Below are 24443 nucleotides of genomic sequence, written 5' to 3'. Positions count from 1 at the left end.
AAAGATGGCGGCGGGTTATGCGAATAAGCAGACCACCTTAACTTGTCCTGTGATTGGTGTTTCTGAGGCAGGCACAGGGTCTACGGGATTAAATACTCAAGGAGTGTTGGGGGTACTGTGAAATATGGTTTTGGGGTAGGCAATACAAGCGTTATATCGCCCTATGCTGGAATACGTTATGTTGTGGGAGGCATGGGAAGTTATGTTGAGGCTCAGTCTTCGACGGTGTCTAGCCCGCTTACCTACAATGGTATCAATAATTACACATCAACAGTACTTGCAGGATTAATTGGTTTTCATAAGTTGAATGAGAAAACCAATATCGCACTTAGCGCAGGCGTGGAGAAAGATGTGAATGCAAACATTGGCAACCTAATCACTAGTGGCAATGGTGACTTTAACGTCGCGATGAATAGTAACTATCGCACCATTAGACCGACTGTAAGTCTAGGTATTTTTTATGATCTTAGCAGTCGAGAAAGACTCGGTTTAAATGGCATCTATCGCCAAGAATCTTATCAAGCTATAACGTCAGCAACAGCGCTTACCCACTTACACAGTAGGTCTTTAATTCATTGCTGGGGGGCTATTCGTCGTGCCTCAGTAAACTTAGCGGCCCAGTAAGGTGTGGTGATGTAATCCAATCGCACCGTGCCTCCTGCGCTGGGGGCATGAACAAATCGTCTTTGTCCAACATAGATGCCGGCGTGAGAATATTTTTCACCGGTCGTATTAAAAAATACTAAATCGCCAGGAGCTGGAGGTTCATTCTCAACACTGCGTCCTTTACTACTCATGAGCTGAATAGTTCTTGGCAGTTTAATGCCCGCTGCTTTGTTGTAAACATAGACAATGAGTCCGCTGCAGTCGAAGCCACCTTTGGGAGTGTTGCCGCCAAAGCGATAGGGGACATCAACCAAACCTACTGCTGCGATAGAAATATCCTCAGTGCCTACGCTCGTATCTTGCTTAAATTGAGCAATTTTAGGATTGGATGATTTATTGCTAGAGGTGCTACATCCGCTGAGAAAGATGAGGGTGCAAATAAAAATGCCGCACCCCATGAGAGTGCGGCATGAGGTGGGTTTCTTAAAGTGCGTCAGCTGCATGATCCGTAAGACGTGAACGCTCGCCACGAGCTAGGGTGACATGACCGCCATGACGCCAACCTTTAAGCGATCAACTACGTAGGTTAAGCCGGAAGATCCCTCAGTTAAGTAAGGTGTATCAATCTGTGCAATATTACCTAAACAAATGATCTTGGTTCCTGGTCCAGCGCGGCCAACTAAGGTCTTCATTTGTTTTGGGGTTAAATTTTGCGCTTCATCAATGATGACAAACTTGCTAACAAAAGTTCTGTCGCGCATGAAATTCATACTTTTTACTTTGATGCGGGAGCGAATCAATTCTTGAGTAGCAGCCCGACCCCACTCTCCGCGCCGCCATCATCATTGCGTTGCAGTACCTCTAAGTTGTCATCAAATGCACCCATCCAAGGCTGCATTTTTTCTTCTTCAGTACCCGGTAAGAAGCCAATGTCTTCGCCAACTGGCACTGTTACGCGTGTGATAATGATCTCGTTGTAGCGTTTGCTATCCAGCACTTGTTCTAAGCCTGCTGCCAATGCCAACAGGGTTTTTCCGGTACCGGCTTGACCAAGCAGGGTCACAAAATCAACATCAGGATTCATTAAGAGATTCATCGCAAAGTTTTGCTCACGATTGCGAGCGGTTACGCCCCAAACGTTATTTTTCTGATGGGAGAAATCTCTTAAGGTTTGTAGGAGAGCGGTCTTGCCGTTGATCTCTTTTACTTGTGCGTAGAAGGGTGTTGAGCCATCTGGGTTTTCTTGATATACAAACCGATTCACCAGCATATTCATCACTGTTGGGCCAGTAACGCGGTAGAACATCGTGCCAGATTTAGAGTCAGCCCAACTCTCCATATCCTTACCGTGCTTCGGCCAAAAATCTGCTGGCAATGTCATCACACCCGCATACATCAAGTCACGATCTTCTAATACTTGATCATTGAAGTAGTCTTTAGCGGGTAAGCCAAGTGCGCGCGCTTTAATGCGCATATTGATATCTTTTGATACCAATACCACCTCTTGACCTTTGCGAGTTTTTTGCAGTTCACTAACTACTGCCAAAATGAGGTTGTCCCCTTTACCTTCAGGTAGGCCCTCAGGTAATGGCTGAATGGAAAGTTTGGTTTGGAAAAATAGACGACCAGTTACATCTTGGTTGCCAAGCTTGTTTAATAGAATACCGTCATCAAGGGTGCCACTTATACCAGCAATCAACTGGTCTAGGGATCGACTGACTGTACGGGCATTGCGCGCTACCTCAGTCATTCCCTTTTTGTGGTTATCTAACTCCTCAAGAGTAGTCATGGGAAGGTAGAGGTCATGTGTTCCGAGAAGCGGAACAATGGGCTTGGATCATGCATTAATACGTTTGTATCTAGGACAAATAAGCTTGGAGGACCTGTGCGAACAACACGTTTTGGTTTTGCAGGCATAGGCGCTTTGCTCTCACTGCACTCATTACGAAGAGGGCTACGATCGGCTTTGATTTTTTCAAGAGCCACTTCTGCTGCAGATAAATCCTCCTCTGCATCGTTAGCCCAATCAGAAGTTTCTACTACCACTGGTTTTGCTTGAGCTGGGCGGTTTTTCTAAGTCAGGAGTATCTTTGCGACTGAGTTTCACTTGATCAGCAATTTGAGTGGGGATTGGGGGCGGTGGCATGAACTCTCCTAAAAGAAAAAACCGCCAAGCGGAGTGCGTTGACGGTTTATTACGAAATGGGTTGCAGCAAGATTGGAAAAGTGGAGGGGTTACTCACCACACCTGATCTTAGATATTCAGGCTTACGGTTCAAACGGACTATCTGACTTTCCCGTCGTTTACGGTGCATGTGAATCGCTTTACCCCAAAATTTGGGGTTTGCAAGCACCCACCAGAAAATTATTGTAAAAATTATTTAGCGGCTTGGGCGGCTTGTAATACCTCTGTCACATGGCCAGGAACCTTAAGACCACGCCACTCTTTAACCAGGTTGCCAGATGAGTCAAATAGGAAAGTGCTGCGCTCTACGCCACGAACCTGTTTGCCATACATATTTTTCATCTTCATAACGCCAAATAGTTGGCAGAGTACTTCTTCTGTGTCAGCAACCAGCTCAAATGGAAGTTCTAATTTGCTACGGAAGTTGTCGTGTGATTTGAGGTTATCGCGAGAGACCCCCACAATTAGGGTATTGGCTTTAGTAAAAGCATCAATATTGTCTCTAAATCCACCTGACTCGGCAGTGCAACCTGGAGTCATATCTTTTGGGTAAAAATACAGCACTAACTTCTTGCCTTTGGCAGAGTCGGGGGTAAAAGTTAATCCCGATGTCGCTGGAATCGCACACTGCGGTATAGGTTGACCAATTGCTACTGTCATGATGACCCCTCTTTAATGGATTGTCTCTAATTTTAATTATTTTGAATGATTAATTCGCCACTGCGATTAGGTATTTCACCCCAGGTTAGTGGTAGTACGGCTATTTTATCTAGCTGTTTGGTGGCTTCCCAGGATTTGTGCAGTTCACCCATGGTTACTAGCTCGTGACCCTGATTTAGCCACTCAGCCAATAATTGCTCAAATGCGGGCAAGAGCTTTTGTCCTTCCAGCTCAGCGTGAAGCGTGAAGACTTGGTCATTTGGATTGCTCTGAGTAATTTCAAGTAATTTTTTAACCGCACCAAATTCATCGGCACCATCAATACCGATAAGCTCATCAAAGGTGGGGAGGGTGGTTGGATACTGGACGTGCTTAGCTTTGCCAGCGGGTAGAGCGAGGCGATATGGCATCAGGTTGGGCTCTGCTCTGCCATCCGAGGAATAGGCGATACCCCATTGATCCAGTTGCTCAAAAGCAGCAGCATTCATTTGCCAGCCTGCAGCACCATAAGTTACTGGAGCATGGCCAAAAATCTCCAGAAAGCGATCCCAACTTTTTTGCATCATTGCTTTAGTCCAAGATGCATCTTGATTGCGAACCGCATCTTGCCAAGCCACATGATCCCAAGTGTGAATGCCTGTCTCATGACCCGCTTGACCTATGGTGCGCATTTCAGCGGCAGCCTTTTTACCAATATCAGGCCCTGGAATAAGAACGCCATATAGTAATGTTTTGATGCCGTAGTGCTCCACGACAGAAGTGCGACTAACTTTTTTCAGAAAGCCTGGGCGAAAGACGCGCTTTAAGGCCCATCCCATATGGTCTGGACCTAAGCTAAAAAGAAAGGTTGCCTTTAAACCAAAGCGATCTAGGGTACGAGCAAGATTAGGTACGCCCTCTTTGGTGCCGCGTAAGGTATCAACATCTACCTTGAGAGCAATCTTAGCCATGAATCCTTTGTTTTGCTTATTCTTTATCGACTAAGGTACGCGCTTTTTCTACATCTTCGCGATAGGCTTCAAAAATATTCTTCAACGCATCGGACATTGTAGTAGTTGGCTTCCAACCAAGTTCATTCATAGTGTTATCAATTGCTGGAACGCGATTCTGCACGTCTTGATAGCCTTCACCGTAATATGCACCAGAGGTGGTTTCCGCAATCTTCACTTCATTTGCAGTCTTCGCATACTCAGGAATGCTGCAAGCAATATCTAGCATTTGATTTGCTAGTTCACGAATCGAGTGGTTGTTCTTTGGATTGCCGATGTTATAGATTTTGCCGTTAGCAACACCATCTTTGTTATCGATGATGCGCATGAGGGCGTCGATACCATCGTCAACATAGGTAAAGGCGCGCTTCTGGGCGCCACCATCAACGACGTTGATTGATTCACCGCGGACGATATGCCCAAGGAATTGGGTGACCACACGGGATGAGCCTTCTTTTGGTGTGTAGATGCTATCTAAGCCAGGACCAATCCAATTAAATGGACGGAAAAGGGTAAACTGCAAACCTTCCATGCCATATCCCCAAATCACGCGATCCATTAACTGCTTAGAGCATGCATAAATCCAACGTGGTTTATTAATAGGGCCATAAACCATATTTGATTTAGCGGGATCGAATTCACTGTCTTCACACATGCCATACACTTCGGATGTAGAAGGAAATACCAAATGCTTTTTGTATTTCACGGCAGAACGCACGATTGGTAAATTGGCTTCGAAGTCGAGCTCAAATACTTTCAGTGGTTGTTGTACGTATGTTGCTGGAGTCGCAATCGCAACCAAGGGCAAGATAACGTCGCATTTGCGAATGTGGTACTCAACCCATTCTTTATTGATGGTGATGTCACCCTCAAAGAAATGCATACGTGGATGATTGACTAAATCACCTAAGCGATCATTTTGCATATCCATGCCATAGACATCCCAATCGGTTGTCTCAAGAATGCGTTTGGATAGGTGGTGACCGATAAATCCATTAACACCAAGAATGAGTACTTTTTTCATCTTTACTGCCTCGTTTTAATCTAATTTATTTGCTTGCTGGAAACCATTCCAAGATTTCTAAAGCTTGGTGATCACCACAAATGCTGAATACCCGATTATCAACCACTTGGATGCCGCAAACCCCAAGATCAAGATTCGCCGGAAATGGCCCTTTTAGACTGGTGCGGGCCACAATCATGACCTTGCCCTGATAGTCTGTAAAGGCGCCTGGATAGGGGGGTGCAACGGCCCTAACTAGGTCATGGATCTGTTGGGCGGTCTGATTCCAATGAATTTGCCCATCAGACGGCTTCCTTCCGCCAAAATAACTGCCTTTTTGTAGCTCGTTGGGCGTGCGGGGAACATTTCCTCGAATCAAGCTTGGCAAGACTTGTTGAATCACATTCACGGCAGTTTTGCTAACTTTGCCAAAGACGTCTGTAGCAGTTTCATTTGGACCAATATTCACTGATGCCTGCCCAACAATATCTCCAGCATCGGGTTTTGCTTCCATGATATGCAAAGTAGCACCAGTTTGAGTTTCGCCATGCAGAATTGCCCAATTGACTGGCGCCCGCCCGCGATACTTTGGTAGCAGCGAGCCATGCATATTGAGTGCGGCAATTTTGGCGCATACCAAAATTTGCTCAGGAATCATAAAGCGATAGTAGAAAGAGAAAATGTAATCAGGCGCTATCGCTTGAATCTTTGGAATCAACCCCAGTAGTTCGCTAGAGCTGGGGGTGATATATGGAATATTATTCTCATTGCATAATTTTGCTACGCTTCCAAACCAAACATTCTCATTGGGGTCATCTTGGTGCGTAAGCACGAGGTCAATTTGAATGCCGGCATTGAGAAGTGCTTTGAGGCAGTTGACTCCTACGTCGTGATAAGCAAAAACGACCGCGTGCAATTATTTTTTCTCTAAGACAGTTTGAACAACATAGCGCGGACGCTTGCGAATTTGCTGGTAAATACGGCCAATGTATTCACCCAAGAGGCCCAGTCCAAATAGCATCACGCCTATGAGGAAAAATGTGAGCGCAAAGAGGGTAAATACACCCTCAACCTCAGCACCCAAAACAAAGCGGCGTATCAGTAGGTAGAGGAATAAGCTGCCAGCTGCTAGTGATAGAAGTATGCCAAGGATCGAAAAGATCTGCAGCGGCATGATAGAGAAGCCTGTCACTAAATCAAAATTCAAGCGTATGAGTTGATACAACGGGTATTTAGATTCACCAGCAAAACGCTCTTCATGCTTGACGGATATTTCAACTGGATTCGCAGAAAAGGTATAAGCCAATGCCGGAATGAAGGTATTGCTTTCATCACATTGACGAACTAGATCAACAATGCGACGGCTATAGCCACGCAACATACAGCCTTGATCGGTCATCGTGATGCAGGTGATATTTTCACGCAAGCGATTCATGGCGCGAGAGGCAAATTTTCGAAAGAAGCTGTCTTGACGATTAGCTCGAATAGTGCCGACGTAATCATGACCTTTTAATAATTGCTCAGTGAGCGCATCAATTTCTTCGGGTGGATTTTGTAAGTCAGCATCTAGGGTAATGATGTATTCGCCTTGAGCATATTCAAACCCAGCCATGATGGCCATGTGCTGCCCAAAGTTGCTATGGAATAAAACAGCGCGAGTCACATCGGGGCGCAACTCTACTTGCTTCGATAGAATGCCAGCAGAGTGATCTTTGCTGCCATCGTTAACAAAAACGATTTCGTAAGTGATGTTTCGTTTAGCAGCCAATGCATCTAATGCTGGATATAAGCGATCAAACAGAGCCTGAAGCCCATCTTCCTCGTTGTATACGGGGATAACAATGCTCAGTGTTGGGTTGGCGGCTAAATGTGCAGTCATGCCGCAATTTTGCCTGATTCTTCGGTCTCAACCCAAGAACACTAGTTTTTGGTGTATTTCACCAGAATTCCGACTAATCCCCTGGCGATACGGCCAATATCTTCATCCGCCATTGCGGGGAATAAAGGAAGGGTCAGAATAGATTTGCCAATACGTTCAGCAATGGGTGTATCTGAGGTTTTATAGCCTTGGTTTTTATAGAGCGTAAAGCCAGAGATGGCTGGGTAGTGAACACCGGTGCCGATGCCAATCTCCTTTAAGTCAGCCATGATTTGGGCGCGGTCGGCATTCAATTGCTCAAGTGGCAACACAACCTGAAACATATGCCAATTACTATCAGTAAAGTTTTCCACTGGAAGCTCTAATTTCAAACCTACTAAACCGGCAGCTTTTAATTTGTTACGCATCACATCAAAGTATTGACGGGCTAAATTAGTTCGACGTGCTTGGTACGAGGGTAGTTGTTTTAATTGCTCAAGACCAATGGCGGCATTCACATCAGTCAAGTTATCTTTCCCGCCAAGGACATCAACATCCATGCCATCTATGCCTTGACGAGTTAAGCCTTGGAGGCGGAATTTCTCTGCGAGTTTGGCCTCATCTGCATTGTTTAAGACTAGACATCCGCCTTCAACAGTGGTGAGATTTTTATTGGCTTGAAAACTGAAACTGATTAAGTCACCGAAGCTACCGATCTTCTTACCTTTCCACTGTGATCCAAAGGCTTGAGCGGCATCTTCAATGACACGAAGTTTGTATTGTTCTGCGAGAGCATAGAGTTGATCCATGTCAACCGGTAGGCCTGCTAAATAGACTGGCATGATGGCGCGAGTCTTGGGGGTGATTGCAGCAGATACTTTATTGAGATCAATATTTCGGGTAACTGGATCGATATCAACGAATATGGGCTTTGCACCAACACTCAAAATGACATTGGATGTTGCTACCCAAGAAATTGGAGTGGTAATCACTTCATCCCCGGCACCAATGCCTGCAACTTGAAGGGCGATCTTCATGGTGGCAGTGCCATTTGCAAAGCAACGAACTGGACGATCACCAAAATACTTGCTTAAAGTAGATTCAAACTCTGCGAGCTTAGGGCCGGATGTCACCCATCCCGAACGCAATATCTCTGAAACAGCATCAATGGTTTCTTGATTGAAACTGGGGCGCGTAAACGGAATAAATTCAGAGCTGGTATTTGACATGATGTCTCAGATATTACAGTGTTACTGCGTCACGTTCGCCACATCAGGATGTTTCACAATAACTCTACGTGAGTCACGATCAACCTCTACCATTGGAAGATTTTGAGCTTGAAGTGCATCAAATTGCTCGGGAACCATGATGGCGTAGGCGGTTTGATCTTCTTTCCAGCGACCAATAAAAGCCTCTAAAGTCGGCATCCAGAGCTCGGGCTCTTGATTAACACCAAATTCGAGCTCGTCAGGTGATTCCACCATGATCATCGTTCTGCCTAAATAGAATGGAACAGTGTGGTCTAAAAGCCGAACGGAATAGAAGTTTACTTTTTCAGGGATAGAGGCTTTCACCCGTTCTACGAGATCGATACCAGAAACTGCGTGGCCTAAGGTCTCATGTCCTGTGCCAGCAATAATGGCGTAAAGAAAAAATCCACAAGCAAAACTCAAGATGCTTCGAGTGCCATCACGTTTACTTCGCCATGCGGCATAAGCGCTAAAAGATGCTAGTACCACTAATGCGGCAATCACCCAGTAGGTGTATTGCGCATACGCTTCAATTTCATCGGGCCTTGCTTGCTTTCCAATAGCATCTAGAAAGAAAAAGCCAACACAACCAAGAATGGCAAACGCAAGCGTTTGTAATTTCCAAGGCAATGCCATGGTATTGGTATCTCCGAGTAAGCGATCTAAACGATTGCCAATCACTAAGGCGAGTGCGGGAAAAATAGGGATGATGTATCCCGGTAACTTTGAGCGTGAGACGCTAAAAAAGGCAAATATCACTACAAACCAGCATACCAATAACCAACCAGCAGAAAACTCGCGACGACGCTCGCTCCAAGCCTGAGCCACAGCACCTGGAATTTGAAGAGCCCATGGCAGGATGCCAATGAGGAGTAGGGGAACAAAATAATAAATAGGGCCTGTTCTGCTGTGTGCGTCTTGGGTAAAGCGCTGTAGATGCTCATGAATAAAAAAGAATTCTAGGAACTTAGGATTACGTTGCGCAATCAACACAAACCACGGAGCTGTGATTGCTAGAAATAAAACGCTTCCGCTGAATAAACGCAAGCGGGCCCAAATTTTCCAATCCCACGTACTAATGGAATAGGCAATAAATACCATTGCAGGAATTGCGGCACCAATCACGCCCTTGGATAAGGTCGCCAGCGCCATGAAAATCCAACAAACCCACATCCAATTGCGACAGCTATTTTTATTATGAGAACTTTGGGCTAGCAACAAGCTACAGAGTGCTGCAACCAAAAAAGAGGAGAGGCCCATATCTAGCGAATTGAAATGACCGCTGATAACCCACATCGGACTGGATGCCAACACAATTGCTGCCAACCAGCCTGCTCTCGCGTTATAAATTTTGGCGCCAGTAAAGCCAACAAAAAGAATGGTGAGAAAGCCGGTTAATGCGGTCCAAAGACGCGCTTGCCAGTCACCAATGCCAAACATCTGAAATGAAGCAGCAGTTGCCCAAGCTTGAAGTGGTGGCTTTTCAAAATACTTATAGCCGTTATAGCGCGGGGTAATCCAGTCGCCTGTTACCAGCATTTCGCGAGCGATTTCTGCATAACGCCCTTCATCTGAAGGGATGAGGTGACGATAGTTCAGTGTGCCAAACCAAAGCAATGCATAAATGATGACTAGCAGCAAAATCTTGCCTGGATTAAGGGCTGATGATTGCCGAATCTGGCTAAATTGCATTAAATGGGCTCCACTATCAGAGCCAATAGAGCTTGGCGTCCTTCGCCTACCAAGATGCTGTAGGTTCGACAGGCAGCCTGGGAATCCATGATTTCAAAGCCAATTTTTGCTTCAATCAAGGCTTTTAGAAGTTCCGGCTTTGGGAATCGCTGACGACTGCCGGTGCCTATCAGAATTAATTCTGGCTTTAAATCAACCATTTGCGCGAAATGGTTGGGCTCTAGATCATCAAATGCTTGGACTGGCCACTCTGAGATGGCGCCATCTGAGCTTAGAAGCACGGCATGTGCATAGGGAGCTTTATTGATCTCTACGTAGCCATCGCCGTAGCCAGTGATCGTATTCGCTCCTGAATGGAGATCAGATTGAAGCTTCAAGTGGGCTCTCTGTCATAATTATGTGGATTATAGCTAGTTGTTTTTTCTCATATTTCAAGAACTTACCATTAAATTTATTGTGAAACCGATCCTAAAGTCCCAAAAGCTTGAAAACGTCTGTTATGACATACGTGGGCCGGTGCTCGAGCTTGCTCAGCGCATGGAGGAAGAGGGTCACAAAATCATTAAATTAAACATCGGAAACGTAGGGGTTTTCGGTTTTGATCCTCCTGAAGAAATTCAGTTAGACATGATTCGAAATTTAAGTAACGCTTCTGCCTATTCTGACTCCAAAGGGATATTCGCTGCTCGCAAAGCGATCATGCAATATTACCAGGAAAAAGGTATTCAAGGCGTAGCTTTGGATGACGTGTACACCGGCAATGGTGTTTCTGAGCTCATCGTACTCTCAATGAACGCACTCTTGAATGATGGTAATGAGGTCTTAGTGCCGACGCCAGATTACCCACTGTGGACTGCTGCAGTGAGTTTGTCGAGCGGAACACCCGTGCATTATCTTTGTGATGAATCTAAAGATTGGGCGCCTGACTTAAATGATCTGCGTAAGAAAATTACGCCTCGTACTAAAGCGATTGTGGTGATTAATCCCAACAATCCTACAGGTGCTATTTACTCCAAAGAGGTATTGCTAGAGTTAACGCAAATTGCCCGTGAACATGGTTTGATTCTGTTTGCCGATGAAATCTACGACAAGATGTTGTACGACGGGGAGAAGCATCTTTCATTAGCTTCATTATCTACTGATGTTGTCATCATCACCTTTAACGGCTTATCCAAGAATTACCGCTCCTGCGGCTACCGCGCTGGCTGGATGGTGGTATCAGGCGACAAGGAAATGGTGCGCGATTACATCGAAGGCCTCAATATGTTGGCCTCTATGCGTCTTTGTGCAAACGTGCCTGGTCAGTATGCAATCCAGACTGCGCTCGGCGGCTATCAAAGCATCAATGATTTGGTGGGGGAGGGCGGTCGTCTTGCAAAGCAACGCGACCTCGCATGGAAACTCATCATTGAAATTCCTGGCGTTACTTGTGTGAAGCCAAAATCAGCTTTGTATTTATTTCCAAGATTGGATCCTGAGGTTTATCCCATTGAGGATGATCAACAATTTGTTGCCGATCTTTTGAAAGAAGAAAAAGTGTTGTTAGTACAGGGCTCTGGTTTTAACTGGGGTAAGCCTGATCATTTCCGCGTAGTGTTCTTGCCTCACGAAGATGTGTTGAAGGAAGCCATTGGCCGCCTTGCACGCTTTCTGGAGCGTTATCGTAATAAACAAGGCCGTAAGGCTTCTTCAACTGTAGTAAAGGCATCATGAAACCGATTCAAGTAGGTCTATTAGGTATTGGCACCGTTGGTGGTGGCGTATTCACTGTTCTCGAACGTAACCAAGATGAAATAACCCGTCGTGCTGGGCGCGGCATTCGAATTAATACTGTTGCCGACTTAAATGTCAAGCGCGCAAAAGAGTTGGTAAAAGACTGTGCTCAAGTAGTGAGCGATGCGCGTGCGGTGATTAACAATCCTGAGATTGACATCGTTGTTGAGTTGATTGGTGGTTATGGTATTGCTAAAGACTTGGTGCTAGAGGCAATTGCTGCTGGTAAGCATGTTGTTACAGCCAATAAGGCGCTGATCGCAGTACATGGTAATGAGATTTTTAAAGCTGCTCATGCTAAAGGTGTCATGGTTGCTTTCGAAGCTGCAGTTGCTGGCGGTATTCCAATTATTAAGGCTCTGCGCGAAGGCTTAACTGCAAATCGTATTGAATGGATAGCCGGCATCATTAACGGTACAACCAACTTCATCTTGTCAGAAATGCGTGACAAAGGATTAGATTTTGAAACCGTTTTAAAAGAAGCGCAGCGCTTAGGTTATGCTGAGACAGACCCTACCTTTGATATCGAAGGGGTTGATGCAGCTCATAAAGCAACCATCATGAGTGCGATTGCATTTGGTATTCCAATGCAATTTGAAAAAGCACACGTAGAGGGTATTACAAAATTTGCTGCGATTGATATTCGTTATGCTGAGCAGTTGGGCTATCGCATTAAGTTGCTCGGTATTGCCAAGAAAACTGCAATCGGTGTTGAATTGCGCGTGCACCCAACCTTAATTCCTTCGAAACGTCTGATTGCAAACGTAGAAGGCGCTATGAATGCCGTGCAGGTATTTGGTGATGTGGTTGGCACTACTTTGTATTACGGTAAAGGTGCTGGCTCAGAGCCAACGGCTTCTGCAGTAATCGCAGACCTGGTTGATATCACTCGCTTGCTCAGTGCTGATCCTGAACATCGTGTTCCTTACTTGGCTTTCCAGCCAGATGCAGTTCAAGATACCCCAGTGTTGCCGATTGGAGAAATCACCACCAGTTACTACTTACGTATGCGCGTAGCAGATCAAGCTGGTGTACTAGCTGATATCACCAAGATTTTGGCTTCACATGGTGTTTCAATCGATGCGCTCTTGCAAAAAGAAGCAAACGAGGGTGAGAGTCAAACTGATTTAGTAGTTTTGACTCACGAGACCAAAGAGAAGAACATGCTTGCCGCAATTAAAGAGATTCAAAATCTCAAGACTGTTGCAGGTGAAGTGGTGAAGATCCGTTTAGAAAATCTGTCTTAATTAAGTAAAATTTAGCAAAATACATGCGTTACCAATCTACTCGTGGCAATAGCCCACAACAATCTTTTTTAGAAATTTTGTTAGGTGGATTGGCGCCTGATGGCGGTTTGTATTTGCCCGTTCAATATCCAAAAGTTACTCCGGCGCAATTAGATTCTTGGCGTGGTTCGCCATACGTTGATTTGGCTTATGAAGTGCTCAGTTTGTATTGCGACGATATTCCTGAGGCAGAGTTACGCGCTCTCTTGCGTAAAACATATACCGAGCAGGTCTATTGCAATGGCCGTCCGCAAGATAATGCCAAAGACATTACGCCTTTGCATTGGCTGGGTGAAGAGCATGGCACGCGCATTGGTCTTTTAAGTCTATCAAATGGCCCAACCTTAGCATTCAAAGATATGGCAATGCAATTGCTAGGTAATCTCTTTGAATATGCTCTCAAGAAAAAAGGCCAACAGCTCAATATTTTAGGTGCTACCTCTGGCGATACTGGCAGCGCAGCTGAATATGCAATGCGTGGCAAAGAGGGTGTAAAAATATTCATGCTTTCACCTCGTGGCAAGATGAGTGCGTTTCAGTCCGCTCAAATGTATTCTTTGCAGGACCCCAATATTTTCAACTTGGCGGTAGCTGGAGTATTCGACGATTGCCAAGATATTGTGAAGGCTGTCAGCAATGACCATGCCTTTAAAGCGAAGAACCAAATTGGTACGGTGAACTCGATTAACTGGGGTCGCGTAGTTGCCCAAGTAGTATATTACTTCCAAGGATATCTCTTGGCGACTAAGTCGAGTAATGAGAAGGTTTCATTTACAGTTCCTTCCGGTAATTTTGGGAATGTATGTGCCGGGCATATCGCTCGCATGATGGGATTACCAATTGAGCATCTGGTTGTGGCAACCAATGAGAATGATGTGCTTGATGAGTTCTTCCGAACTGGCGTTTACCGAGCACGTAAGTCAACTGAGACATTGCATACCTCGAGCCCTTCAATGGACATCTCTAAAGTAAGCAACTTTGAGCGTTTCGTATTTGATTTCATGGGTCAAGATGATCAAGCTACCGTTGGAATGTTTAAACAAGTGGATGAGACTGGTGGCTTTGATATCTCTAATGATGCTGTTTTCAAAGATCTTGGTAAGTACGGATTCCAATCTGGTCGCAGTACTCATGAGAATCGCTTAGAAACCATTCGAGACATTGATCAACGCTACGGCGTAATGATTGATACGCACACTGCAGATGGTGTAAAGGTTGCACGTGAGCACTTACAGGCCGGTATTCCCATGATTGTTCTCGAAACGGCATTGCCTATTAAGTTTGAAGAGACAATCGAGCTAGCCTTGGGTCGTCCTGCTGAATGCCCGCCTGCTTTTAAAGACATTAAGTCTAAGCCTCAGCGTGTTGAGAATATTGATGCCGATGTGAACCAAGTTAAGAATTTCATCGCCACGCATCTTGGTTAATTTCTTTTAGTCAAAATTTTAAGCTCCGCCTATTCATCTCATGACTAAGCCACCAATGTTGAGTGCGCAACAGGCACTAGATCATTTACTCTCTCATGCAGTAGCTGTAATTGAGAGCGAGAAGGTTCCTTTGCAGGCTGGTTTGAGCCGTATTCTTGCTGAGAATGTGAATAGTCTGGTGGATGCGCTCCTCCATTGAACAATACTTCCATGGATGGTTATGCCGTTCGTTGCGCTGATACTGCTTCATCAGGAAAAACATTAAGAATCGCTCAACGTATTCCTGCAGGCTCAATGGGGGTGGAGTTAGAGCCAGGTACTGCTGCCAGAATTTTTACGGGTGCCCCTATCCCACCGTGCTGATGCAGTAGTGATGCAAGAGGACTGCACCGTAGAAGGTCACACAGATCAAGTGACCATTAAATATTGCGCCGATATCGGGTCAGTGGATTCGTCGTAGAGGTGAAGATCTAACAGCAGGCAAAACGGCTCTTACTGCTGGCACCTTTTTACGTCCACAAGAATTAGGTGTGGCTGCATCTGCAGGGCTAATCTATCTGAATGTGAAGCGTTGAGTCAAAGTGGCTGCATTTTTTACGGGTGATGAGTTAGCTCTCCCGGGGGAGCCATTAAAACCAGGCGGCATTTATAACTCGAATCGCGATACCTTGTTAGCCTGCCTTAAATCCTTAGGGTGCGACGCGACGGATCTAGGCATCGTTCCTGATCGATTAGAAGCAACGCGTGAGGCGCTACGCAAGGCAAACAAAGACCACATGATCTGATTATTACCTCAGGCGGTGTATCGGTTGGCGAAGAGGGTCATATCAAACCAGCAGTGACTGCAGAGGGTAGATTAGATCTGTGGCAGATTGCAATAAAGCCAGGCAAACCCCTTGCTTTTGGCGCAGTACGCAAATCAAATGAACCAAAGGATGGTGAGGCATGGTTTATTGGCTTACCCGGTAATCCTGTTTCTAGTTTTGTGACTTTCCTCTTGTTTGTTCGCCCCTTTATTTTGAAATTACAAGGACGCGAAACTAAGCCGACCCAATCGTATTTAATGCGCGCTGACTTTGATTGGATAAAAGCCGATCGACGTAACGAATTCTTACGCGTCAAAATAAATGATCAAGACGGGCTAGATTTATTTCCTAATCAAAGTTCTGGCGTACTCACTAGCGCCTCTTGGGGCGGTGGTTTGGTCGACTGCCCGCCAAATCAACCAATTAAAGTTGGGGATTTTGTTAAATACATCCCCTTTGATGCGCGCTCCTCAAATAATCGGTTTACGATTAGTCTATGAAACTCGAATTACGATTCTTTGCCTCATTACGTGAAGCTCTTGGGGTATCTCAAGAAGACATTACGCTTCCTGAGGCTGTAAAAACCATTGCGGATCTGAGGAATCACCTTGTCGAGCGTGGCGCTCCTTGGTCAGATGTTTTGGGTAATGGAAAAGTGTTGCGCTGTGCGCTCAATCATCAGATGGTTGATCCAAATACCGCCTTACAAGAAGGTGCTGAAGTGGCTTTCTTTCCGTCAGTTACTGAGGGCTAGTGTGCCAACCCGAATACAAGAAGATGATTTTGACCTTAGTGCTGAAATTGCAGCGCTTCGGAAAGATGACCCTCGAGAGTGGGTGCAGTCGTTTCTTTTTTGGGTACGGTTCACGATCTGAATGACGGTGGCCAAGTCAAGGCCATGACCCTTGAGCATTATCCAGGCATGACTGAAAAAGCTTTAGAGGAAATTTTGATTGCTGCTAAATCACGATGGGATGTTTACCAAACATTAGTCATTCAGCGTGTAGGTCCTCTGCTTTCAGAAGACCAGATTGTTCTTGTTGCGGTTACTAGTGTGCGCATCGAGGTGAAGCTTTTGCTGCGTGTGAGTTCATTATGGATTACCTCAAAACCGCCGCTCCATTTTGGAAAAAAGAAGAGACCCCTTATGGCACTCGTTGGGTGGACGCACGCGTTACTGATGATGCTGCAATGGCTCGTTGGAAGAAAAAGTAACAATTTAATTTTGAAATTCACTGAATACATGATGATTTTTGGACTTAGGAAATTGCGAACGAAAAAGGTAATAGCACTCATTTTGAGTTACATAGCGATCAATGCTTTTGCTGTAGAGAGGCCAACAGCAAAGGTTGATACAGGCTCTCTTCAAGGGACTGTTGAATACAACATGAATGTATTTAAGGGAATTCCTTATGCTGCTCCCCCTGTGGGTAATTTGCGTTGGCGTCCTCCGCAACAGGCACTACCTTGGAGTGGCGTGCGGGATGCTAGCAAGTTTGGTGAATCATGTCCACAACAGTTTATTAAAAATATTAGTACTGGCCTTGGTCTTCCAGGTAGTGAAGACTGTCTCAAGTTAAATGTTTATGCGCCTACCAAGCCTGGCAAAAATTTACCAGTGATGGTTTGGATTCATGGTGGTGGATTGGTTGTTGACGGTACTAGAGATCCGCAATTCACGCCAATCAATTTGATCAAAAATGGTGTCATCGTGGTGACGGTGGAATATCGTTTAGGCTCATTGGGATTCTTTGCTACGAAAGAATTAAAATAAAAGCAAAGGGTGAGCCGGTCGGTAACTACGGCACCATGGATCAAATTGCTTCTCTTAAGTGGGTTAAAAAGAATATCGAAGCCTTCGGTGGTGATCCCAATAATATCACGATATTTGGTCAATCTGCTGGTGGTAGAAGTGTGACGTGGCTGATGGTTTCTGATGCTGCTCGGGGTCTATTCCATAAGGTGATTGCCCAAAGTGCTCAGCAGCGTCCACTGCGTGGTATGACTGAGCAACGTCTTGGCTTAACCCCAGAGGTTGATATTGGAGCCAAATATATGTCTTCGCTTGATGCGAACTCTTTGACGGAATTGCGAAAGTTGCCGGTTCAAAAGTTAGTTCTAAATGGAAGCTCTTATTATGCTGGTGAGTTTGGCGGCGCTTTTGTGGATGGTCAAATAATCAAGGGCGATCCAATTCCTTTGTTTGCTGCCGGTAAGCAAGCTAAAGTGTCTTTCATGATTGGTATAAACTCATTTGATAGTGATTTCATGTTGCCTGGTGAGCGCCTGCATTGGATGTATTCCTAAAGCAAGTCAAAGAGGATCCAAAAATTATTGAGCAGTTGTACTCAGGCGTAAAAGACAAATGTATTTTGAATTCTTTTGTGATTCAAGATCTCATGTTCCGGGCGAGTACAAAATTACTGGCCAATAGCATGAACGGCATTGTTCCTGGTTATGCCTATTACTATGATTATTTAACTCAAAATATTCGTGACTCTTTGCCGGGCGCCCCCCCATACATACGAAATTCCATATGTGTTTGGCAGCCTAGAACTCATGCCTCAAGCGCCCAAGCAGCCTTTAACAGGCATGAACCAGTGCGCTCGAATTGAAAAAGATGTCGCTGAGTTCAAAAAGACACATACTTGGCCAAAAGATTGGGTACCAATTGTGGATAAAAATAATCCGCAAGATCAGGCGTTGTCTGAAAAAATGTCTATAAGTTGGGGCGGCGTTTGCAAAAACAGGAAATCCCAATGTTGTGGGTCAGGTAAATTGGCCAATCTACAACATGAATGCAGATGTCATGAGAACTTTTCTTATGGCCAAGAGACGATTACAGGCCTATTTAAAGATCGCATTGCCTATCAAGCTCTGCACTTTAAGGGAAATCTATGCGCTTGAGCGCATAAAAGGTGCCTTCTAGTGGGCTTCTGACAGTTGAGTAAATCACAAATTAACCACCCTACGGGGTGGTTTTTGTTTTCATGGTGACGCTTGTACTTTTAAAGAATGCCAACTTCTCTGATCTGGGCAGTTGCTTTAATTTGATCTCTGCCTTGGATGCCTCTGATCGAGCCGGGTGCTCCTGTGTGGCCAGAAGGATCACTGGGTCGACGAGATCTTGTGTAACGAGCACCTTGGCCCGAATTATGGGCTTCCAAGCGGTGTTCTAGACGGTTAGTTAGCGATGCCGGCGTAGTAGGTGCCGTCAGCGCATTCTAGTAGGTAAACAAGCCAAGTCAAATTGGGTCAAATTCTGGTAAAAAGGGCGTTAAAACCCTTGAAATTAGCAAGATTGCCCTTATATTCTACAGATAGATATATATGGAGTTGATGGAATATAAAAATGAGAATAGATAAATTAACAACCAAATTTCAAGAGGCTTTAAGCGAGGCCCAAAGCATCGCTTTGGCTAAAGATAATCAATATATTGAACCTGCTCACGTGTTGTTGGCAATGTTGCGTGATTCGGATGGTGGCGCAAAGAGTTTATTAACCCGTGCGGGTGTCAATGTGACCGGTCTTGAAAAAGGCGTAGAGAAATTCATTGGTAATTTTCCTGAAGTTCAAGGAACCAGTGGCGAAGTACAAGTTGGTCGCGATCTGAGTAACTGGCTGAACTTATCTGAAAAAGAAGCGAATAAGCGCAACGATCAATTTATTGCTGGTGAGTTGTTTTTGCTAGTAGTGGCTGAAGACAAAGGCGAGCTTGGCAAGGTTGCACGTGAGAATGGGTTAAATCGTAAATCATTAGAAGCGGCTATCGACTTAGTCCGCGGAGGAGAATCAGTGAATAGTGCAGATGCTGAAGGCCAACGTGAAGCCTTGAAGAAATACACCGTCGATCTAACAGAACACGCACGCGCAGGGAAGTTAGATCCAGTGATTGGTCGTGATGATGAGATTCGTCGCACCATTCAAATATTGCAACGTCGCGGTAAAAATAATCCCGTACTGATTGGTGAGCCAGGCGTAGGTAAGACTGCCATTGTTGAGGGTTTGGCACAGCGCATCGTCAATGGTGAAGTGCCTGAAACGCTTAAAAATAAATGTGTCTTGGTGTTGGATATGGCTTTGCTATTGGCTGGCGCTAAGTATCGCGGCGAGTTTGAAGAGCGCCTAAAAGCGGTATTGAGTGATGTCACTAAAGATGAAGGTCAAACGATTATCTTTATTGATGAGATTCATACGATGGTAGGCGCTGGTAAAGGTGATGGCGCAATGGACGCTGGCAATATGCTTAAGCCTGCATTGGCTCGTGGTGAATTGCATTGCATCGGAGCTACTACGCTTGATGAATACCGTAAGTACATTGAAAAAGATCCAGCACTTGAGCGCCGTTTCCAAAAGGTGATGGTTGAAGAGCCTAGCGTTGAGGCAACTATTGCGATCTTGCGTGGTTTGCAAGAGCGTTATGAACTTCACCACGGTATTGAAATCACTGATCCTGCGATCGTTGCTGCGGCTGAGTTGTCACATCGCTACATTACAGATCGTTTCTTGCCGGATAAGGCGATTGACCTCATAGATGAGGCTGGTTCACGTATTCGAATGGAAATTGATTCCAAGCCGGAAGTAATGGACAAATTAGAGCGTCGCCTGATTCAATTGAAGATTGAACGCGAAGCAGTGAAGAAGGAAAAAGATGAAGCCTCACAAAAGCGCCTAGGTCTGATTGAAGAAGAGATTAAGCGTCTTGGTGCAGAGTATGCGGACTTAGAGGAGATCTGGAAAGCGGAGAAGGGTGCCGTGCTTGGTGTCGCCAATCTAAAAGAAGAGATCGAGAAAGTACGTGCAGAGATTGCCAAGTTACAACGCGAAGGCAAGCTTGAAAAAGTAGCTGAGTTGCAATATGGTAAATTGCCTGAGCTTGAGGCAAAACTGAAGTCTGCCGCTGCTGCTGAAGCCAAAGGCGATAAAGATGGCGTAGTCAAAAATAAATTATTACGTACTCAAGTTGGCGCAGAAGAAATTGCTGAAGTCGTTTCTCGTGCAACTGGTATTCCAGTATCCAAGATGATGCAAGGCGAACGTGACAAATTACTGAAGATGGAAGAGTTGTTGCATAAGCGTGTGGTTGGCCAAGAAGAGGCTATCCGTGTCGTGTCTGATGCTATCCGTCGTTCCCGTGCGGGCTTGGCTGAAGAGAATCGTCCTTATGGATCATTCTTATTCCTTGGACCTACAGGTGTTGGTAAAACTGAGCTATGCAAAGCGTTGGCTGGTTTCTTGTTTGATAGCGAAGACCATCTCATTCGTATTGATATGAGTGAGTTTATGGAAAAGCATAGCGTTGCCCGCTTAATCGGCGCGCCTCCAGGCTATGTTGGCTATGAAGAGGGTGGTTACTTAACTGAGCAAGTTCGTCGCCATCCATACAGCGTTATTTTGTTTGATGAAATCGAAAAAGCGCACCCAGATGTATTTAATGTGTTCTTGCAGGTGCTTGATGATGGTCGCTTAACTGATGGTCAGGGTCGTACTGTGGACTTTAAAAATACAGTCATTGTTATGACCAGTAATATCGGTTCACATTTGATTCAGTCCATGGCTGATAAGAAGCAGGCCGAGATTAAGGAAGCTGTATTTGAAGAATTAAAGAACCATTTCCGCCCTGAATTCCTCAATCGTATTGACGAAATCGTAGTGTTCCATGGTTTGGATAAAGGGAATATCGCGAATATTGCAAAAATCTTGCTGAAGAACTTGTCCGATCGCTTGGCGAAAGTCGATATGCAGCTTGAGGTCAGTGATGCAGCCCTGAATAAGATTGCTGAAGTAGGTTTTGATCCAGTTTTTGGGGCAAGGCCGTTGAAGAGGGCTATTCAGCAGCATATCGAGAACCCTGTTTCCAAGATGATTTTGGAAGGCAAGTTTGGACCTAAGGACGTGGTGCCAGTAGATGTAGATAAGTCAGGCGACTTTAGTTTTACTCGCCAGGTTCATTAATTCCCCTTTAAGTAGTTCAGCAGGAATATTCCTGCCCCAGTAAACTCGGTACATGACTGTTGCGCTTAGTAGGCGTGCCAGTGATGTCCGGGTTATTGGCCTCATTAGTCTGGCTCACGGCAGCTCTCATTTCTTTCATTTAATTCTCCCTCCCATGTTCCCATGGTTGAAGGATGCGTTTGCGTTGAGTTATGCAGAGCTTGGGTTTGCTCATGTCAGTATTCTTTGTCATCTCATGCGTCGCTCAAGCCTACTACATCTGGTTTCTTAGTTGATCGCATTGGAGCAAGACCAGTATTGTTTGGCGGTATAGGAATGTTGATTCTTGCCGCCCTGATTTATTCACAAAGCAACGGATATGCCATGTTGATCCTGGGGGCAGTGATTGCTGGTTGCGGTAATGGAATTTTCCATCCAGTCGATTACACGTTGATTAATTACAAGGTGTCGCCACCCAATCTTCCATATGCTTATTCAATGCATGGGGTAACGGGATATTTAGGGTGGGCAGCAGCACTAGCCTTCATGGTTGCGATTGCTCAATTGTCTGATTGGCGTATTGCATTCTTATCTGCAGCTTTACTGGAATCTTGCAGCCTAATTATTCTTTGGCTTAATAAAAAATACCTCTTAGATAACGTCAAGGAGCGCCATGAGCAGAGCCACGCCAGCGCACAAGCCTCTAATCCTGGAGTAACCCCCGAGAGTGCATTTGCATTTCTGAGGTTACCTGCCGTATGGTTGTGCTGGGTTTTCTTTTTCTTTAGTATGGCGTCTACCTCAAGCCTACAGTCATTCGCACTCAGTGCATTATTTAATATTTATCAAGTACCAATGAATGTGGGAAGTTATTACATCACTCTGTTGGCTCTGGGTAGTGCTGCTGGCGTTTTGTTTGGCGGTTATCTCGCTGCGAAATTGCAAGCACCAGAACGTATCGTGTCTTCCTGCTTAACTATCACTATTGTGATGTGCTTATTGCTAGGAACCGGATTCATACCTGTAAGTTTGATCCCCATTTTATTTATAGGTTTAGGTTTTGGTTGTGGTGTTGTCGCGCCTTCTCGCGATCTTTTGGTGAAGATAGTAACTCCTAAAGGTGTAGCAGGGCGTGTGTACGGAATTGTTTATTCTGGCATTGATTTAGGTGCTGCAGTGGTGGGCCCATTCATGTTTGGTTTCTTTATGGATGCCGGTCTTCCAAAAGCATTATTTTTTGGCATTGTCCTATTCCAGCTAATGATCATTCCGACCGTGGTTAAGGTATCAGCCGACACTTCGCCTAAAACAGCCTAATAGAGATCTAATAATTCCATAATATGAAATCTCATTACGCTGCGTAAAATGCAGTGCAATATGGCTATGCTACTTTTATCCCAAAGAGCGGATATTCATTTCATATTACAAAATATAAATCATAACTTATTGAATTTAAATAACTAAATATTTTTAAAAATACCTCAAATTCTACTTGCTTGAATTTTTGAACTGTCTAAACTCTTATATAAGACATAAGACTTGAATGGTCTTAAGGGTCCTCAAATTTTGAAGTACTTGTTTGACTTAGGGAGAAAAACATGGCAGATTGCAAAGCAGAAATCGGAGCACTACAAAAAGACTGGGATACCAATCCACGCTGGAAAGGTATTACTCGTGGTTATACAGCTGAGGACGTAGTACGCCTCCGTGGTTCATTGAAGATTGAGCACACTTTAGCTAAGCATGGCGCAGAGCGTCTTTGGGGCTTGGTAAACAACGAAGCATACGTAAACTGTTTAGGTGCTTTGACTGGTGGTCAAGCTATGCAACAAGTTAAAGCTGGTATTCAAGCAATTTACTTGTCAGGTTAGCAAGTTGCTGCTGACGGTAACTCATATGCAGCGATGTATCCTGACCAATCTTTGTATCCAGTGGATTCAGTGCCTAAGATGGTTGAGCGTATCAATAACTCACTCCAATGTGCCGATGAAATCCAAACCGCAAAAGGTATCAACAAAGGTGACCCTGGTTATATCGAATATTTTGCTCCAATCGTTGCTGATGCTGAGGCTGGTTTCGGTGGTGTATTGAATGCCTTTGAATTGGCTAAAGCTTTGATTAAGCAAGGCGCCGCTGGCGTTCACTTTGAAGACCAATTGTCTTCAGTGAAGAAATGCGGACACTTAGGTGGCAAGTTGTTGTTACCAACCGGTGAGTCAGTGCAAAAATTGATCGTTGCTCGTTTGGCTGCTGACGTAATGGGTGTGCCAACAATCATCTTGGCTCGTACCGATGCTGAAGCTGCTGGCTTGTTGACATCTGACTATGATGAGAACGACAAGTCATTCTTGACCGGCGAACGTACACCTGAAGGCTTCTACAAAACACGTAAAGACTTGGATCAGGCGATCTCACGTGACTTGGCATATACGCGGACATGGTTTGGTGTGAAACAGGTATGCCTGATCTTGAATTTGCTCGTCAATTTGCTGAAGCAATTCGTGCGAAATTCCCAGGCAAGATGTTGGCTTACAACTGCTCACCATCTTTCAACTGGAAGAAGAACTTAGATGATGTAACGATTGCTAAATTCCAACGTGAGTTGGGTGCAATGGGTTACAAGTATCAATTTATTACTCTCGCTGGTATCCACTCTATGTGGTACAATATACACGACTTGGCACAAGACTGCTCTCAGCGCGGTATGACTGCTTATGTAGAGAAAGTTCAAGAGCCAGGGTTTGCAGCTCGTGATCGCGGCTACATATTCGTTTCACATCAGCAAGAAGTTGGTACAGGTTACTTTGATGATGTCACTACTGTTACCCAGGGCGGCAAGTCTTCCGTAACAGCATTGACTGGATCTACTGAGGAAGAGCAGTTCCACTAAGAATCCCTAAGTAGTACGTAGTAAGGCAGTAGCACCAATACTGCCGCGGTACCTAAATTACCCCACAAGGGTGACTTGGGTGC

The 24443-nt window shown here is 45.0% G+C and carries 20 protein-coding genes and 4 pseudogenes; 14 read left to right on the top strand and 10 right to left on the bottom strand.

The window, feature by feature from the left end:
• The first annotated feature begins 117 nt into the window (after positions 1 to 117).
• Positions 118 to 624, top strand: coding sequence for a hypothetical protein (locus tag DXE37_RS10875; RefSeq protein WP_162786245.1), 507 nt, complete (start codon positions 118 to 120; stop codon positions 622 to 624).
• Here the strand turns inward: DXE37_RS10875 and DXE37_RS08595 are convergent.
• The 10 genes and pseudogenes from DXE37_RS08595 to DXE37_RS08550 all read right to left on the bottom strand — a co-directional run bounded on the left by DXE37_RS08595 (position 573) and on the right by DXE37_RS08550 (position 10620).
• The gene (locus DXE37_RS08595; protein ID WP_114637200.1) at positions 573 to 1109 is read right to left on the bottom strand and encodes a C40 family peptidase; all 537 of its coding nucleotides are present in this window, start codon (positions 1107 to 1109) and stop codon (positions 573 to 575) included. The genes DXE37_RS10875 and DXE37_RS08595 overlap by 52 nt on opposite strands.
• Positions 1090 to 2652, bottom strand: a pseudogene (locus DXE37_RS08590) (PhoH family protein). Before DXE37_RS08590 ends, DXE37_RS08595 begins: the two are co-directional and overlap by 20 nt.
• Positions 2653 to 2983: 331 nt before the next feature.
• Complete coding sequence (locus tag DXE37_RS08585) at positions 2984 to 3451, bottom strand: peroxiredoxin (protein ID WP_114637199.1); 468 nt, start codon at positions 3449 to 3451, stop codon at positions 2984 to 2986.
• A 32-nt stretch (positions 3452 to 3483) separates the two neighbouring features.
• Complete coding sequence (locus tag DXE37_RS08580; protein WP_114637198.1) at positions 3484 to 4401, bottom strand: polysaccharide deacetylase family protein; 918 nt, start codon at positions 4399 to 4401, stop codon at positions 3484 to 3486.
• Between the two features lie 16 nt (positions 4402 to 4417).
• Positions 4418 to 5464 carry a bifunctional UDP-4-keto-pentose/UDP-xylose synthase gene (locus DXE37_RS08575; protein ID WP_114637197.1) on the bottom strand — a complete coding sequence of 349 codons (1047 nt, stop codon included), beginning with the start codon at positions 5462 to 5464 and terminating at the stop codon, positions 4418 to 4420.
• Positions 5465 to 5489: 25 nt separating this feature from the next.
• The gene (locus DXE37_RS08570) at positions 5490 to 6359 is read right to left on the bottom strand and encodes a formyltransferase (RefSeq protein ID WP_114637196.1); all 870 of its coding nucleotides are present in this window, start codon (positions 6357 to 6359) and stop codon (positions 5490 to 5492) included.
• A complete protein-coding gene (locus DXE37_RS08565) occupies positions 6360 to 7322 on the bottom strand; it encodes a glycosyltransferase (protein WP_114637195.1) in 963 nt (320 codons plus the stop codon).
• Positions 7323 to 7363: 41 nt separating this feature from the next.
• Positions 7364 to 8530: a DegT/DnrJ/EryC1/StrS family aminotransferase gene (locus DXE37_RS08560; protein ID WP_114637194.1), complete on the bottom strand. Its 1167-nt coding sequence runs from the start codon at positions 8528 to 8530 to the stop codon at positions 7364 to 7366.
• A gap of 21 nt (positions 8531 to 8551) precedes the next feature.
• On the bottom strand, positions 8552 to 10243 hold the full coding sequence (locus DXE37_RS08555; protein ID WP_114637193.1) for an ArnT family glycosyltransferase: 1692 nt from the start codon (positions 10241 to 10243) through the stop codon (positions 8552 to 8554).
• On the bottom strand, positions 10243 to 10620 hold the full coding sequence (locus tag DXE37_RS08550; RefSeq protein WP_114637192.1) for an Mth938-like domain-containing protein: 378 nt from the start codon (positions 10618 to 10620) through the stop codon (positions 10243 to 10245). The genes DXE37_RS08555 and DXE37_RS08550 overlap by 1 nt, the downstream gene beginning before the upstream one ends.
• 79 nt (positions 10621 to 10699) lie before the next feature.
• On the opposite strand from DXE37_RS08550, the gene DXE37_RS08545 reads away from it, so the two are divergent.
• The 13 genes and pseudogenes from DXE37_RS08545 to aceA all read left to right on the top strand — a co-directional run bounded on the left by DXE37_RS08545 (position 10700) and on the right by aceA (position 24360).
• Positions 10700 to 11956: a pyridoxal phosphate-dependent aminotransferase gene (locus DXE37_RS08545; protein ID WP_114637579.1), complete on the top strand. Its 1257-nt coding sequence runs from the start codon at positions 10700 to 10702 to the stop codon at positions 11954 to 11956.
• A complete protein-coding gene (locus DXE37_RS08540; protein WP_114637191.1) occupies positions 11953 to 13263 on the top strand; it encodes a homoserine dehydrogenase in 1311 nt (436 codons plus the stop codon). Before DXE37_RS08545 ends, DXE37_RS08540 begins: the two co-directional genes overlap by 4 nt.
• Before the next feature lie 23 nt (positions 13264 to 13286).
• On the top strand, positions 13287 to 14729 hold the full coding sequence (gene thrC / locus DXE37_RS08535; protein WP_114637190.1) for a threonine synthase: 1443 nt from the start codon (positions 13287 to 13289) through the stop codon (positions 14727 to 14729).
• Between the two features lie 55 nt (positions 14730 to 14784).
• Positions 14785 to 16035, top strand: a pseudogene (locus DXE37_RS08530) (molybdopterin molybdotransferase MoeA).
• Complete coding sequence (locus DXE37_RS08525) at positions 16032 to 16289, top strand: MoaD/ThiS family protein (RefSeq protein WP_114637189.1); 258 nt, start codon at positions 16032 to 16034, stop codon at positions 16287 to 16289. Before DXE37_RS08530 ends, DXE37_RS08525 begins: the two are co-directional and overlap by 4 nt.
• Before the next feature lies 1 nt (position 16290).
• Positions 16291 to 16750: pseudogene (locus tag DXE37_RS08520) on the top strand (molybdenum cofactor biosynthesis protein MoaE).
• Positions 16683 to 17309 carry a carboxylesterase family protein gene (locus tag DXE37_RS13705; RefSeq protein ID WP_114637188.1) on the top strand — a complete coding sequence of 209 codons (627 nt, stop codon included), beginning with the start codon at positions 16683 to 16685 and terminating at the stop codon, positions 17307 to 17309. Before DXE37_RS08520 ends, DXE37_RS13705 begins: the two are co-directional and overlap by 68 nt.
• Complete coding sequence (locus DXE37_RS13700) at positions 17210 to 17842, top strand: carboxylesterase family protein (RefSeq protein ID WP_331852171.1); 633 nt, start codon at positions 17210 to 17212, stop codon at positions 17840 to 17842. The genes DXE37_RS13705 and DXE37_RS13700 overlap by 100 nt, the downstream gene beginning before the upstream one ends.
• Positions 17827 to 18150, top strand: a complete 324-nt coding sequence (locus tag DXE37_RS08505; RefSeq protein ID WP_114637186.1) for a hypothetical protein — start codon at positions 17827 to 17829, stop codon at positions 18148 to 18150. The genes DXE37_RS13700 and DXE37_RS08505 overlap by 16 nt, the downstream gene beginning before the upstream one ends.
• Positions 18128 to 18442 (top strand): hypothetical protein, encoded by a 315-nt coding sequence (locus DXE37_RS08500; protein ID WP_114637185.1) that lies wholly within the window; start codon positions 18128 to 18130, stop codon positions 18440 to 18442. The genes DXE37_RS08505 and DXE37_RS08500 overlap by 23 nt, the downstream gene beginning before the upstream one ends.
• A 445-nt stretch (positions 18443 to 18887) precedes the next feature.
• Positions 18888 to 21491, top strand: a complete 2604-nt coding sequence (gene clpB, locus DXE37_RS08490; protein WP_114637184.1) for an ATP-dependent chaperone ClpB — start codon at positions 18888 to 18890, stop codon at positions 21489 to 21491.
• A gap of 162 nt (positions 21492 to 21653) precedes the next feature.
• The gene (locus DXE37_RS08485) at positions 21654 to 22787 is read left to right on the top strand and encodes an MFS transporter (protein WP_231971286.1); all 1134 of its coding nucleotides are present in this window, start codon (positions 21654 to 21656) and stop codon (positions 22785 to 22787) included.
• Positions 22788 to 23068: 281 nt separating this feature from the next.
• Positions 23069 to 24360, top strand: a pseudogene (gene aceA, locus DXE37_RS08480) (isocitrate lyase).
• Positions 24361 to 24443: the final 83 nt, after the last annotated feature.

It is taken from the genome of Polynucleobacter necessarius (assembly GCF_900095205.1).
In the GTDB taxonomy this organism is placed as follows: Bacteria; Pseudomonadota; Gammaproteobacteria; order Burkholderiales; family Burkholderiaceae; genus Polynucleobacter; species Polynucleobacter necessarius_E.
Note: the sequence above shows the minus strand (reverse complement) of the source record. Positions and strands in the feature narration are given on the sequence as shown.

What these genes read in the sequence shown, in the direction of transcription:
- DXE37_RS08595 (WP_114637200.1), bottom strand. Translation starts at nt 1,109, where the DNA reads ATGCAGCTGACGCACTTTAAGAAACCCACCTCATGCCGCACTCTCATG.
- DXE37_RS08585 (WP_114637199.1), bottom strand. Translation starts at nt 3,451, where the DNA reads ATGACAGTAGCAATTGGTCAACCTATACCGCAGTGTGCGATTCCAGCG.
- DXE37_RS08580 (WP_114637198.1), bottom strand. Translation starts at nt 4,401, where the DNA reads ATGGCTAAGATTGCTCTCAAGGTAGATGTTGATACCTTACGCGGCACC.
- DXE37_RS08575 (WP_114637197.1), bottom strand. Translation starts at nt 5,464, where the DNA reads ATGAAAAAAGTACTCATTCTTGGTGTTAATGGATTTATCGGTCACCAC.
- DXE37_RS08565 (WP_114637195.1), bottom strand. Translation starts at nt 7,322, where the DNA reads ATGACTGCACATTTAGCCGCCAACCCAACACTGAGCATTGTTATCCCC.
- DXE37_RS08560 (WP_114637194.1), bottom strand. Translation starts at nt 8,530, where the DNA reads ATGTCAAATACCAGCTCTGAATTTATTCCGTTTACGCGCCCCAGTTTC.
- DXE37_RS08555 (WP_114637193.1), bottom strand. Translation starts at nt 10,243, where the DNA reads ATGCAATTTAGCCAGATTCGGCAATCATCAGCCCTTAATCCAGGCAAG.
- DXE37_RS08540 (WP_114637191.1), top strand. Translation starts at nt 11,953, where the DNA reads ATGAAACCGATTCAAGTAGGTCTATTAGGTATTGGCACCGTTGGTGGT.
- thrC (WP_114637190.1), top strand. Translation starts at nt 13,287, where the DNA reads ATGCGTTACCAATCTACTCGTGGCAATAGCCCACAACAATCTTTTTTA.
- DXE37_RS08525 (WP_114637189.1), top strand. Translation starts at nt 16,032, where the DNA reads ATGAAACTCGAATTACGATTCTTTGCCTCATTACGTGAAGCTCTTGGG.
- DXE37_RS13705 (WP_114637188.1), top strand. Translation starts at nt 16,683, where the DNA reads ATGGCACTCGTTGGGTGGACGCACGCGTTACTGATGATGCTGCAATGG.
- DXE37_RS08500 (WP_114637185.1), top strand. Translation starts at nt 18,128, where the DNA reads ATGAACCAGTGCGCTCGAATTGAAAAAGATGTCGCTGAGTTCAAAAAG.
- clpB (WP_114637184.1), top strand. Translation starts at nt 18,888, where the DNA reads ATGAGAATAGATAAATTAACAACCAAATTTCAAGAGGCTTTAAGCGAG.
- DXE37_RS08485 (WP_231971286.1), top strand. Translation starts at nt 21,654, where the DNA reads ATGGTTGAAGGATGCGTTTGCGTTGAGTTATGCAGAGCTTGGGTTTGC.